The sequence below is a fragment of the Acinetobacter endophylla genome (assembly GCF_053543775.1).
The window spans coordinates 1-13,344 of record NZ_JBLVOM010000011.1 but is presented as its reverse complement, the minus strand read 5'-3'; the positions used below and the strand labels follow the sequence as shown (position 1 = coordinate 13,344).

Below are 13,344 nucleotides of genomic sequence, written 5' to 3'. Positions count from 1 at the left end.
TGTGCATTTCCGAAGCGACCGGGGACTTTGCCTGAGGTGAGATAATTCATGGCCAGAACAGAGAGGGAAGCGACCTGGGTATCTAACAGCGCCATATCAATATACTGACCTTCACCGGTTTTCTCACGGGACAACAAAGCCGCCTGAATGGCAATTGCGGCATATAAGCCGGTGGTCAAATCGGCAAAGGCCAGACCTGCTTTTTGCGGGCCACCACCGGGCAAGTCATCACGTTCGCCAGTGACACTCATCATGCCGCCCATTCCCTGAACGATAAAATCATAGCCCGGCTCTTGAGCACGCGGACCGTTCTGGCCAAAACCGGTAATGGAACAATATACCAGTCGCGGATTTAGCTGGCTCAAACTTTCATAATCCAGCCCATATCGTTTCAACGAACCGGCTTTATAGTTTTCAATGACTACATCACTCTGTTCAGCAAGTTTTTTGATAATACTTTGACCTTCAGGTGTAGATAAATCGATTGCAACCGAATGCTTGCCACGGTTGGCTGACAGGTAATAAGCCGATTCATGGGTATCTTGCTGGTGATTGTTTTTAAGCCAAGGTGGTCCCCAGATACGGGTATCATCCCCATGATCCGGTTTTTCAATCTTGATCACTTCTGCACCCAGATCAGCCAGAATCTGGCTACACCAGGGCCCAGCCAAAATCCGGCTTAAATCCAGTACACGAAATCCTGTTAAGGCACCCATTATTACGCTCCCTGTTCGATCATATTCAAATGACATATCGTTCTTATCCCTCTTTTTAAAGCTATATGAAAATGAAAGAACAATCAACTTTATGATAATAAATTTCGTATAACAAAATAAAACATCCAAAATGATGAATATTCATCTTATTTTCTTTAGCCTGATGCAAATATAAGTATGAACGAAGAACAAGAGGTCACTGATAAAAAGGAAAAAGCGATCTCCCAGACAGGATTAAAAAAGGAGTCAATCAAGTGAATTAAAAACGGATTAGCCTTAAAGCATATTCATTAGCGGAATAGCTTTAAATATAAAAGATCATGAAAACCTAAGGATAGGAAAACAGAGATTTAAATATGACGGATTTAGCGAGAGAATTAGAAAAGATTAAACCTACGACCAAACGAACGCAGCAAATTGCTTTTATTTTCGCCTTTCTGGCTTTACTGGTAGATGGCGCGGACATGTTGCTGCTGTCTTTCAGTTTAAATAGCCTGAAAGCAGAGTTTGGTCTCAGTAATCTGCAGGCCGGTACACTAGGCAGTTTTACCTTAGCAGGTATGGCGATTGGTGGCTTTATGGGTGGCTGGGCCTGTGACCGTCTGGGCCGTGTACGTACCGTAGTCATTTCGATTCTGGTATTTTCCATATTGACCGCAGCCTTAGGCTTTGCACAGAACTTTGAACAATTTGCTGTTTTACGCTTTCTTTCTGCCTTTGGCATAGGCTCTTTATATATTGCAGCCAATACGCTCATGGCTGAATATGTTCCAACTGAATATCGCACCACGGTTTTAGGTACCTTACAGGCAGGATGGACCGTCGGTTATATTGTGGCCACTGTACTGGCAGGCTGGATCATTCCAGAATATGGCTGGCGAACCCTGTTTTTTATTGCCATTATTCCCTCGGTTATGGCGATTTTTATCCAGAAACTGGTTCCTGAGCCAGAATCCTGGCAGCGTGCACGTTTGCAGCGTCTATATGCCCCAGCTGAAATCACAGCACAGCAACCCGCCAAAAAAAGCACAGTCAAAGAGATTTTCGCGGATCCTGCGAATCGCAGAATGTTTATTTTGTGGATCTTTACGGCCGGTTTTCTGCAATTTGGCTACTATGGCGTAAACAACTGGATGCCGGCATATCTGGAATCTGAATTGCACATGAATTTTAAATCCATGGCAGGCTATATGATTGGTACCTATGTAGCCATGATTTTCGGAAAAATTCTGGCGGGCTTTGCTGCAGACCGTCTGGGTAGACGCGCTGTCTTTTCGTTTGGAGCAATTGGAACGGCGATTTTCCTGCCCGTGATTGTGCTATTCAATACGCCAGATAACATTGCCTATCTGCTGATTTTCTTTGGATTCCTGTATGGTATTCCATATGCGATTAATGCCACTTATATGACGGAAAGCTTTGCCACTTCGATTCGTGGTACTGCAGTAGGGGGTGCTTATAATGCAGGTCGTATTGGCGCCATGTTTGCACCTGCGATTATTGGCGCGGCAGCCAGCGGTGGTTCAATTGGTCTAGGCTTCCTGATTATGGGCGGTGCCTATTTCTTGTGTGGCGCAGTGTCCGGGATTTTCATTAAAGACCATCAATACGATCCACAAAAAGCATAATTTCAACTTCAAAAAAAGAGCCTGAATACAGGCTCTTTTTTTATATTCATCAATTAGAGCTGAATTTCTATTTGTTTATTCCTGATCTGCTTCTTTATGCAGATGAATACTTTTTAAACCATCATTTACTTTATTGAGCAGATGAATCAGGGTAATCACATCATCAAAAGCCAGCTTATTTAAGGCCTGACCATAAAAATCAAAGAAATCAGCTTGCAAGTTGTCCCATGTTTCCAAGCTGGGATGTAGCCAAAGCCGTGGATCTGATTCATCAGCATCAGGTGAATTTCACCATGGCCTCGACCCCATTTTTGAATGATTTGTCCAATACCGTGGCAGAACAGCATGATAAAGTCGATTCACTAAAAATTTTCCTGTGTGCCGGTGCACCCATTCCCGGTCCATTGGTGCAAAAAGCCCGGGAAACTCTGGGTGCTAAAGTCATATCAGCCTGGGGTATGACCGAATGTGGTGCGGTGACGCTGACTCTACCTGAAGATGAGGATGAACGCTCTTTCAATACTGATGGCATCGCTTTGCCAGGTGTGGAAATCAAGATCGTGGATAAAAAAGGTCAGACCAAAGCCGTGAATGAATCCGGGCGTTTGATGATCCGCACCTGTTCAAATTTTGGTGGTTATTTAAAACGTCCACATTTGAACGATACAGATACTGAAGGCTGGTTTGATACTGGCGATATTGCCTATCAGGACGAGCAGGGCTATATCCGGATCTGCGGCCGCAAGAAAGATGTGATTATCCGTGGCGGAGAAAATATTCCGGTCGCGGAAATTGAATCACTACTTTATAAGCATCCGAATATTGCAACAGTAGCTTTGGTCGCTTATGCAGATGAGCGAATGGGCGAGCGTTCCTGTGCAATCATCAAGCTGAAAGATCAGACAAAGCCGTTAAGTTTTAATGAGCTGGTAGATTTCCTGAAAACTCATAATCTGGCTATGCAATATCTGCCGGAACGCCTGGAAATCTGGGAGGATATTCCGATGACCCCATCGGGAAAAATCCAGAAGTTTAAACTCAGAGAATTACTGGCTCAGTATATTGCCTCAACGGCAGTTTAAACAAACTAAATCTTTGAATATACAAAAATTAAACCCTGAATAATCTTGCATCATTCAGGGTTTTTCTTTGACAAAGAAAATGATCTAAAGGTTTAATGCAAACTTTAGAATCACATCTATTTTAATAATTTTAATAAAGCTTCAGCAGTGGCAGCAGAAGAGGCCGGATTCTGCCCGGTAATGAGCAGACCATCTCGCTGTACATGAACCTCCCAATCCTCAGCTTTGGAATATTTCCCGCCTTTTTCTTTCAGCATGTCTTCCACTAGAAATGGAACGATGTCTGTCAAACCCACGCCATCTTCTTCGGTATTGCTGAAACCGGTGACTATCTTGCCTTCTACAATAGAACGGCCTTCGGCATCTTTGACATCACGCAGGACACCGGGTGCATGACAGACCAGTGCCACAGGTTTATCTGCCTGCAAGGTTTGCTCAATTAGAGAAATGGAATTCTGGTCTTTGGCCAGATCCCATAGTGGCCCGTGACCACCCGGATAGAACACGGCATCAAAATCCTGATTGAGAACTTCACTCAGTTTATGCGTATTGGCAAGTGCCTGCATGGCCACTTCATCTGCTTCAAAGCGTTTGGTGGTTTCGGTTTGCGCATCCGGCTCATTACTTTTCGGATCTAGCGGTGGCTGACCACCTGCAGGAGATGCCAAAACTACCTCTGCGCCTGCATCAACAAAGGTGTAATAGGGTGCAGCCAGTTCTTCCAGCCAGAAGCCGGTTTTTTTGCCAGTATCACCCAGCTGGTCATGTGAAGTCAGTACCATCAAGATTTTCATATTATTTTCCTGTCTCTGGTTTAAACATCGTGAATAATCGACTGTTAATTTAACAAGCCACAGAGGTCAGCAGTGTTGTGATACGTTCATTTGCTGTATCGATACGTTGTTAATTCAGTTGATTTAACTTAAAGAGGGACTCTATATACAGCACAGTTGTATTTAATATTCATCTGCCCATTAACAGATCTTGCTGAAGATCAGCCTGCTTGCGCAGGAAATCCCAGACCAGTTTTATTTTTGGTTCATGTTGAAGATCGACTAGCGTCAGCATCCAGAAAGTGTGGGTAAAACTGACCTGATCACCTAGAACTTCTTCGAGTTCACTTTTATCATTGACCAGAAATTTCGGTAAAATGGCCAGTCCAGCGCCTGCACGCACGGCAATTTCCTGCGCCAGAATACTGTTACTGCGAAAACAGGCACTGACCTGCAAGGGAAGACGCTCCAGCGAATACAGTGCAGTGCTATAGACCAGATCATCAATATAATCGACAAAACGGTGCTGGGTTAAATCTTCTACCCGTTTAATTGGGGGATTTTGTTGTAAATAATTTTTACTGCCATACAGCTTTAGACAGTAATTGGTTAGACGAGTAATGATATACGGACCAGATTTGGGCCGGTCAATCGCGATCACAATATCGGCTTCTCGATGTGAAAGTTTGATCGCTTTCGGTACCGGAATCAGGTCAATGGTCAGCAAAGGATAATGCTGGGAAAATTCTGCCAAAAGACGAGCTAAAAATGCCGTGCCAAAACCTTCTGGCGCACCAATCCGGACCCGACCTTGCAAGGGATCATGGCGCTTGTCAATCTGGATAAAGGACTGTTCCATCTGTTCCACACGCGGCACCAGTGCCAGACCTTCCGAGGTTAGTTCATAACCGGTGGCTTCGCGCTTAAACAGTTGCGTACCTAAAGTACTTTCCAGGGCCTGAATCCGCCGCGCTACGGTGCTATGTTCAACCCCGATTAAGCGTGCTGCGTTGGTGAGTGTTTTAGCACGCGCCAAAACTAAAAAAAAGCGTAAATGATCCCAATCTACTTTCATTTTTTATTTAACATCCTGTTAAATTCCTGTGCATATTTGCACAACCATCGTGCACCAATTTCTATTGGTGGTCAAAGTGTTCTTTGTTAGTCTGCTGAAACAGCGTAAAAATTATACGTTAAATAAAAGCCAGTAAAGGCAGATACAACGACAATAACAAACCAGCACGGAGCGACCATGAACGCCATTTCTCATCCACAGCAAAGTACCGGATTCACCACCGCAAAACTCCTCATTAATGGTGAATTTGTCGAATCAAAAACCAGCCATTGGCAAGATATTATCAGTCCTGCCACTCAGGAAGTCTTGGGTCAGGTGCCTTTTGCCACTGCTGAAGAAGTCAATGCTGCGATTGCGGCTGCGCAAAATGCCTTTGCCAGCTGGCGCCAGACTCCAATTCAGGCCCGTATGCGAATCATGCTGAAACTGCAGGATCTGATTCGTACCAATTTAAAAAGTATTGCCCAAGTCTTAACGGCAGAACAAGGCAAAACCCTGGCTGATGCCGAAGGTGATATCCAGCGTGGTCTGGAAGTGGTGGAACATGCCTGTTCGATCGGTTCCCTACAAATGGGCGAGTATATTGAAGGGGTGGCACGTGGTGTCGATACCTATACCTTGCAGCAACCACTAGGTGTCTGTGCAGGAATTACACCGTTTAACTTCCCGGCGATGATTCCACTGTGGATGTTCCCGATGGCGATTGTCTGCGGCAATACCTTTGTCTTAAAGCCTTCTGAACAGGATCCACTATCGACCATGATGCTGGTTGAGTTAGCGATTCAGGCAGGTGTGCCGGCAGGCGTACTGAATGTGGTACATGGCGGCAAAGAAGTGGTCGATCTACTGTGTACCCATCGCGATATCAAGGCGATTTCTTTTGTCGGTTCGACTGCAGTCGGCACGCATGTCTATAACCTTGCAGGCCAACACGGCAAGCGTGTGCAGTCGATGATGGGCGCCAAAAACCATGTGGTGGTGATGCCAGATGCGAATAAAGAACAGACCTTAAATGCCTTGGTCGGTGCAGCTTTTGGCGCAGCAGGTCAACGTTGTATGGCACTTTCCGTGGCGGTAATGGTCGGTGAGACCAAGCACTGGGTCGATGAACTGGTCAATAAAACCAAAACCTTAAAGGTGAATGCCGGACATGAACCGAATACCGATGTGGGACCGGTGATTTCAACCCGTGCCAAAGCTCGTGTAATCGATTTGATTAACAGTGGTGTTGAACAGGGCGCAGAACTGTTGCTAGATGGCCGTAATGTACAGGTTCCGGGTTATGAGCAGGGTAATTTTGTCGGTCCAACGATTTTTAACCAGGTCACGACCGAGATGCGCATTTACAAGGAAGAAGTGTTTGGCCCGGTACTGGCGATCATGCATGTCGATACTTTAGAGCAAGCCATTGAGCTGATTAATGCCAATCCATTTGGCAATGGTGTGGGACTGTTTACCCAGAATGGCAATACGGCACGTACCTTCCAGAACCAAATTGATATTGGTCAGGTCGGCATTAACATTCCAATTCCTGTACCTGTGCCTTTCTTCAGTTTTACCGGTTCACGCGGTTCAAAATTGGGTGATCTAGGTCCTTATGGCAAACAGGCGGTGCAGTTCTATACCCAGACCAAAACCATTACCAGCCGCTGGTTTGAAGATGACCAGGAAACCACCGGTGTCAATACCACGATCAGTCTGCGTTAAGGAGCATCAGCATGAAGATTGCATTTATTGGTTTAGGCAACATGGGCGGCTCCATGGCGCAAAACTTACTCAAGTCCGGTCATCAGGTTTTTGGTTATGACTTAAGCGCAGTGGCTTTACAGCATTTTGCAGAAGCGGGCGGTATCGTCTGCGACAGTCCACAAGCTGCCGCGAAGCAGGCGGAGATCGTGGTCAGCATGTTGCCCGCAGCCAAGCATGTGCGTGAAGTCTATTTAGGTGAACACGGTATTCTGAAGGTACTTCAATCGGGCAGTTTGTGTATCGACAGCAGCACCATTGATCCGCAAACCATTCAGGAAGTTGCTGTAGCAGCTCAGGTCAAGCAGATTCGCGTCTGTGATGCACCGGTATCCGGCGGTACTTTGGGTGCCAAAGACGGGACCTTGACCTTTATGGTCGGTGCAGATGATGCCACTTTTGAGGCCGTCAAACCGGTTCTCGGCTGTATGGGTAAAAATCTGGTGCATTGTGGTGCGGTGGGAACAGGACAGGTGGCAAAAATCTGTAATAACCTGATTCTGGGAATTTCCATGACTGCGGTGGCTGAAGGGATGGCACTCGGAGCCAAACTGGGCATTGATCCACAGGCCTTGGCTGGCGTGATTAACAGTTCCACTGGACGTTGCTGGAGTTCTGAAATTTATAATCCATGGCCAGATATCTGTGCCAATGCGCCGTCATCGCGGGGTTATACCGACGGTTTTGCCGCACAACTGATGCTCAAAGATTTGGGGCTGGCTGTCGATGCCGCGCAACAGGTGGATCAGCCGGTGGTACTCGGCAGCATGGTACAGAAACTCTATCAACAACTGTGTCAGGAAGGTGATGCCCATCTGGACTTCTCCAGCATCATGCATCAATACACCACGCCACCTGCTTAAAACTTAAAAGATTCAGATGGAGCAAGGATTCGCTTCAATAATTACACCTTGTCAGTAATAACGATAAATTCAGGCTGAGGTTTAACATGTTAGATTATCAAACAACGGTTCAAGACTTTGATTTAAATACGGTTGCAAGCCAGTATCTCTCCGGTTCCATGCAGGCAGTAAATGCCTGTTATGAATGCTGTGACCGTCATGCCGATTCCGATGCCATTGCCTTATACTGGCATGGTAAAGATGGCAGAAAAGAACAATATAGTTTTGCCGAACTCAAAAAATATTCCAGCCAGTTTGCCAACTTTTTAAAGTCTCAAGGCATTGGTAAAGGCGACCGCGTTTCCGGATTATTACCACGTACTCCCGAGTTGATCATTACTATTTTGGCAACCTGGCGGATTGGTGCTGTCTATCAACCCTTATTTACGGCCTTTGGTCCCAAAGCCATCGAGCATCGTATTCAGCTGGCGCAAAGCAAGCTGGTGGTGACTGATCTGGCGAATCGGGACAAATTATCCGAGATCAGCAACTGTCCACCGATTGTGACGGTACATGCCGAAACTGAGGCAGAGCGCTATCCGCACGACCTCAGCTTCTGGACGGTATTAAACCGTCAGGCTGAAGCTTGTGAGCTGGAGATCCTGAATGTTGATGATCCATTTTTATTGATGTTTACCTCGGGCACCACTGGACCAGCGAAACCGCTTAAAGTCCCTTTAAAAGCGCTGATTGCTTTTGCAAGCTATATGCAAAATGCCATTGGTCTGACTCCTGAAGATGCTTTCTGGAATATTGCCGATCCCGGCTGGGCCTACGGGTTGTATTACGCGATTACTGGCCCCTTAATACTTGGACACTCGACCTTGTTTTATGAAGGTGGGTTTAATGCGGAAAGTGTCTGCGACATTGTTAAGGAATATGGCATTACCAATCTGGCTGGTGCACCGACCGCTTACCGCATGATGATGGCAGCCGATCCTGCTCAAATGGCAAAACTGCGCGGTAAATTACGTGTCGTCAGCAGTGCGGGAGAACCGTTAAATCCGGAAGTGATCCGCTGGTTTAAAGAGGTGCTAGATGTGCCGATTTATGACCATTATGGCCAGACCGAAGTCGGTATGGTGGTGTGTAACCATCATGCGCTGGAGCATCCGGTGCGTTCAGGTTCAGCAGGTTTTGCCAGCCCGGGTTACCGGATTGCCGTTGTCGATGAACAGGGTCATGAGCTCCCTGCGGACGTTCCGGGCATTCTGGCGGTGGATATCAGCCAATCGCCAATGATGTGGTTTTCGGGCTATGAAGAAAGCCGCAAATCGCCTTTTGTCGGCCATTACTACTTAACCGGAGATACCGCGGAAATTCATGCCGATGGCAGTATGAGTTTTGTGGGACGTAGTGATGATGTCATTACTACCTCGGGCTATCGGGTGGGGCCGTTTGATGTGGAAAGTGCCTTGCTGGAACACGATGCCGTGATTGAAGCGGCGGTGATTGGCGTACCGGATCCCGAGCGGACCGAAATCATTAAAGCCTTTGTGATTCTGGCTGGTCATTCTCCTGCAACTGCCGAGCTGCAGGAAGAGCTGGGTCAATTTGTGAAAAAGCGTTTATCTGCGCATGCCTATCCGCGTCTGATTGAATTTGTGACCGAATTGCCGAAAACCCCAAGCGGTAAAATTCAACGCTTTTTACTGCGCAATCAGGAAATCAACAAGCAGCAATCCAAAACTGCATAAGCTCATAAAGCCAACAGATTGAATAAGAAGATTAAATAAAGAGATTGAAGGAAGCATCGATGCAATTAACGGAAGAACAACACCTGATTCAGGATATGGCCAAAAGCTTCGCCCAGGAACAGATTAAACCCTTTGCCAGCGAGTGGGATCAAAAAGGCATCTTTCCCAAAGATGCCTTGGCCCAAATGGGAGAGCTGGGTTTTTTAGGCATGCTGATTCCGGAAGAATGGGGCGGCTCGGGCACAGGTACGCTGGCTTATGTTCTGGCCTTGGAAGAAGTCGCTGCGGCCGATGGTGCAACATCCGCGATTATGAGCGTACATAACTCGGTGGGTTGTGTGCCGATTTTCAAGTTCGGCACGGAACAGCAAAAGCAGCAATTTCTAAAGCCTTTGGCCCAAGGTGAAATGATTGGTGCCTTTGCCTTAACCGAACCACATACCGGATCGGATGCTGCCGCGATTAAAACCCGGGCGGTCAAGGACGGCGATCATTACATCATCAATGGCGCCAAACAGTTTATTACTTCTGGCCACAATGCCGGGATGATTATTGTGTTTGCCGTGACTGATCCAGGCGCGGGGAAAAAAGGCATGAGTGCATTTTTAGTGCCGCGCGACACGCCCGGTTATGAAGTGATTCGGGTCGAAGAAAAACTTGGTCTGCATGCTTCGGATACCTGTCAGATTGCCTTAACCGATGTCCGCATTCATGAAAGTTTAAGACTCGGTGCCGAAGGTGAAGGTTTAAAAATTGCCTTGGCCAATCTGGAAGGTGGTCGGATCGGCATTGCGGCACAGGCGGTAGGCCTGGCACGTGCCGCTTTAGAAGAAGCAACGGCCTATGCGCATGACCGCGTGGCCTTTGGCAAACCGATTTTTGAACAGCAGGCAATTTCCTTCAGGCTGGCCAGTATGGCGACTGAAATTGAAGCGGCACGGCAACTGGTGCATTTTGCAGCACGCAAGAAAGAAGCCGGTGAAGCCTGTTTAACCGAAGCCTCCATGGCCAAGCTATTTGCTTCAGAAATGGCAGAACGTGTCTGCTCCAAGGCGCTACAAATTTTTGGCGGTTATGGTTATCTCAAAGATTTCCCGATTGAGCGGATTTATCGGGATGCGCGGATTTGTCAGATTTATGAAGGCACCAGCGATATTCAGCGCTTGGTGATTGCACGCAGCCTCTAATTTTAAAAGGATTTATCTCATGCAATGGCAAACGATTTTACTCGAACAGCGTAACGGGGTCGGCCTAATTACTTTAAACCGCCCACAAGCGTTAAATGCACTGAATAACCAGCTGATTGTTGAAGTCAATCAGGCACTGGATCAGCTGGAAAAAGATCCGGCAATTGGCTGTATTGTGATTACCGGTTCGGAAAAAGCCTTTGCCGCTGGTGCCGATATTAAAGAAATGGCAGATCTGAATTTTCCGCAAATTTATCTGGATGATTTTTTCAGTCTGGCCGATCGAATTGCGCAGCGTCGTAAACCTTTAATTGCCGCAGTGAGTGGTTATGCTTTGGGTGGTGGTTGCGAACTGGCTTTAATGTGCGACTTTATTTACTGCGCTGATAATGCAAAATTTGGTCTGCCTGAAGTGACCTTAGGCGTGTTGCCCGGCATTGGTGGTACCCAGCGTTTAACCTTGGCGATTGGTAAGGCCAAAGCCATGGAAATGTGCCTGACTGCACGGCAGATGAGGGCGCAGGAAGCGGAGCAAAGTGGTTTGGTGGCTCGGGTATTTGCCAAGGAAGAATTGCTGGAGCAAACCCTGCAAGCTGCCGAAAAAATTGCTGAAAAATCGCTTACTGCCGTGATGATGATTAAAGAATCAATTAATCGGGCCTTTGAAGTGAGCCTGGCTGAAGGCCTGCGCTTTGAACGCCGGGTATTCCATTCCATTTTTGCAGGTTCCGATCAAAAGGAAGGCATGCAGGCCTTTGTGGAAAAACGCCCAGCCAAATTTACCCATCAATAAGAAATTCATAATAGGAACAAAAAGAATGAGTGATGAAAATAATTTAGCGATTCGGATCGCAGGGGGGCTGGGCATTATCAGCCTGGACCGCACCAGCCATTTAAATGCCTTAACCCTGGCGATGATTCAGGGCATTCAGGCGCAACTCGATCAGTGGCTGCATGAACCACAGGTACAAGCGGTTCTGATCAATTCCAACAGTCCCAAGGCGTTCTGTGCCGGAGGAGATATCCGCTATCTGTATGACAGCTATCAGGCCGGCAATACCCAATATCAGGATTTTTTTGCCACTGAATATAAGATGCTGAGCACCTTGCGTAATTTTCCAAAGGCCGTGATCGTGATGATGGATGGCTATGTACTGGGCGGAGGCTTTGGATTGGCTCAAGCCTGTCATATCAAAGTTACGAGTGAAAAATCACGTTTTGCCATGCCAGAAACTGCGATTGGTTTTTTCCCCGATGTCGGTGCTACCCATTTTCTGTCCCGACTGGATGAAGTCGGTGTCTATATGGCATTGACTGGTGAGCAAATCAGTAGCAGTGATGCGCTGTATCTGGATCTGGTGGATTATCATGTGCCGAGTGAGCGTTTTGCTGAATTAGAAGCAGCATTGATTGCAGCACCGGTATTAAACCCGATTGAGATTCAAAAGATCATTAGTTCCTATATTACGCATCCGGTGGAAAGTGAGCTGCAAAAACGTGCAGATCTAATTAATCAGCATTTTGGCTATCAACACCTGGAGGAGATTGAACAGAGTCTTGCTCATACAAGTAATTCAACTGATCAGGACTGGGCCAATAAGATGCGAACCATTTTGCAGCAGCGTCCGGTTATGGCCAAGCAAACCAGCCTGAAGTTACAGCAAGCTGGACAGAATTTGTCGCTAGAAAAATGCATGCAGCTGGAACGGGACTTACAAGATGTCTGGTTAGAGCAGGGCGACTTTATTGAAGGCGTTCGTGCACTGATTATTGATAAGGACAAAAATCCAAAATGGCGAACCGAAAATGCAAAATTTGAACAAACACTGGAAAAGCTCTGGCCAGCATGGACTCAGCAGCGTATCGAAAATATTACTTAAAGCTGATGGTAAAAGACCCTCTATAATTTAATTATAGAGGGTCTTTGTATCTGTCCCATACTTTCATCGACATGAATTCTATTTAGTGGGACGTTTTCTTTTTCTTGCCACCGCCGTCTTGTTTATTGACCGTCGACCAGGCAATACGTTCGGCTTCTTCCTCAGAACGACCACGTTCTTTTTCGCTTTCTTCAATATGTTCAGCCTGCCGTTTCTGTTTATCGGTATAGGCTGATTTGTCACCTCTAGGCATCTTAATATCCTCATCAGGTTTGGCTGAAATTACTATAACAAGAGCTTATTTTTACGAGGGTAAGTATTTGTTGGAATCATTTTAGGGTCTGTTGACATTTTCTGTTCAAAAAAATAGCGAGAAAGTAAAATTTAATCGCCAAACTAAATTTACTTCTCGCTATGCCTCGTACAATGCTGAATGATCAACACTGGTCTAAGTTACTTTCTATTTTCCGAAATTTTGATATCTATTTCAAATCTAATTTGAGAAATTTTGTCGAAGCAATACTTTATAGAATAAGAACAGGCTGCCCATGGCGTGATTTGCCTAAAGAATTTGGTTCGTATAACTCAATCTTTAAAAAATATAATCGTTGGTGTAAAAATGATAAGTTAATGAAAATATTTAAATTAATTTCTTCAA

General features: G+C 46.2%; 12 protein-coding genes and 2 pseudogenes. 9 read left to right on the top strand and 5 right to left on the bottom strand.

All coding sequences use genetic code 11. The features are described from left to right. A partial coding sequence (locus ACNPNW_RS02180) for a CaiB/BaiF CoA transferase family protein (RefSeq protein WP_448766452.1) occupies positions 1–716 on the bottom strand: 716 nt, incomplete at its 3' end. A gap of 356 nt (positions 717–1,072) precedes the next feature. Between ACNPNW_RS02180 and ACNPNW_RS02175 the strand changes: the two genes are divergently transcribed. After that, positions 1,073–2,344 carry an MFS transporter gene (locus ACNPNW_RS02175; protein WP_448766451.1) on the top strand — a complete coding sequence of 424 codons (1,272 nt, stop codon included), beginning with the start codon at positions 1,073–1,075 and terminating at the stop codon, positions 2,342–2,344. A 75-nt stretch (positions 2,345–2,419) separates the two neighbouring features. Here ACNPNW_RS02175 and ACNPNW_RS02170 read toward each other — a convergent pair. Next, positions 2,420–2,581, bottom strand: a pseudogene (locus ACNPNW_RS02170) (MarR family transcriptional regulator); the annotation flags it as partial. A gap of 2 nt (positions 2,582–2,583) precedes the next feature. Between ACNPNW_RS02170 and ACNPNW_RS02165 the strand changes: the two are divergent. Beyond that, positions 2,584–3,426 (top strand): annotated as a pseudogene (locus ACNPNW_RS02165) (AMP-binding protein); the annotation flags it as partial. A gap of 116 nt (positions 3,427–3,542) precedes the next feature. Here the strand turns inward: ACNPNW_RS02165 and ACNPNW_RS02160 are convergent. Together ACNPNW_RS02160 and ACNPNW_RS02155 are read right to left on the bottom strand one after the other, a co-directional pair. Then, positions 3,543–4,220, bottom strand: coding sequence for a type 1 glutamine amidotransferase domain-containing protein (locus ACNPNW_RS02160; RefSeq protein ID WP_448766450.1), 678 nt, complete (start codon positions 4,218–4,220; stop codon positions 3,543–3,545). Positions 4,221–4,389: 169 nt separating this feature from the next. Continuing rightward, positions 4,390–5,274: a LysR family transcriptional regulator gene (locus tag ACNPNW_RS02155; protein ID WP_448766449.1), complete on the bottom strand. Its 885-nt coding sequence runs from the start codon at positions 5,272–5,274 to the stop codon at positions 4,390–4,392. A 177-nt stretch (positions 5,275–5,451) separates the two neighbouring features. Here ACNPNW_RS02155 and ACNPNW_RS02150 point away from each other — a divergent pair, with 177 nt between their 5' ends. From ACNPNW_RS02150 to ACNPNW_RS02125, 6 genes are all read left to right on the top strand, one after another. Beyond that, positions 5,452–6,981, top strand: coding sequence for a CoA-acylating methylmalonate-semialdehyde dehydrogenase (locus tag ACNPNW_RS02150; RefSeq protein WP_005246360.1), 1,530 nt, complete (start codon positions 5,452–5,454; stop codon positions 6,979–6,981). A gap of 11 nt (positions 6,982–6,992) precedes the next feature. Continuing rightward, on the top strand, positions 6,993–7,883 hold the full coding sequence (gene mmsB / locus ACNPNW_RS02145; protein ID WP_044110429.1) for a 3-hydroxyisobutyrate dehydrogenase: 891 nt from the start codon (positions 6,993–6,995) through the stop codon (positions 7,881–7,883). Between the two features lie 86 nt (positions 7,884–7,969). Then, the gene (locus tag ACNPNW_RS02140) at positions 7,970–9,619 is read left to right on the top strand and encodes an AMP-binding protein (RefSeq protein WP_448766448.1); all 1,650 of its coding nucleotides are present in this window, start codon (positions 7,970–7,972) and stop codon (positions 9,617–9,619) included. Positions 9,620–9,678: 59 nt separating this feature from the next. Beyond that, entirely contained in the window at positions 9,679–10,806 is a 1,128-nt protein-coding gene (locus tag ACNPNW_RS02135; protein WP_448766447.1) for an acyl-CoA dehydrogenase family protein, read from the top strand. A 19-nt stretch (positions 10,807–10,825) separates the two neighbouring features. Then, positions 10,826–11,599 (top strand): enoyl-CoA hydratase, encoded by a 774-nt coding sequence (locus tag ACNPNW_RS02130; RefSeq protein ID WP_448766446.1) that lies wholly within the window; start codon positions 10,826–10,828, stop codon positions 11,597–11,599. A 25-nt stretch (positions 11,600–11,624) separates the two neighbouring features. Further along, positions 11,625–12,686, top strand: a complete 1,062-nt coding sequence (locus ACNPNW_RS02125; protein ID WP_448766445.1) for an enoyl-CoA hydratase/isomerase family protein — start codon at positions 11,625–11,627, stop codon at positions 12,684–12,686. 82 nt (positions 12,687–12,768) lie between these two features. Here ACNPNW_RS02125 and ACNPNW_RS02120 read toward each other — a convergent pair whose 3' ends face one another. Further along, on the bottom strand, positions 12,769–12,939 hold the full coding sequence (locus ACNPNW_RS02120) for a hypothetical protein (RefSeq protein ID WP_005251766.1): 171 nt from the start codon (positions 12,937–12,939) through the stop codon (positions 12,769–12,771). Between the two features lie 161 nt (positions 12,940–13,100). Between ACNPNW_RS02120 and ACNPNW_RS02115 the strand changes: the two genes are divergently transcribed. Continuing rightward, a partial coding sequence (locus ACNPNW_RS02115; RefSeq protein ID WP_448766444.1) for a transposase occupies positions 13,101–13,344 on the top strand: 244 nt, incomplete at its 3' end.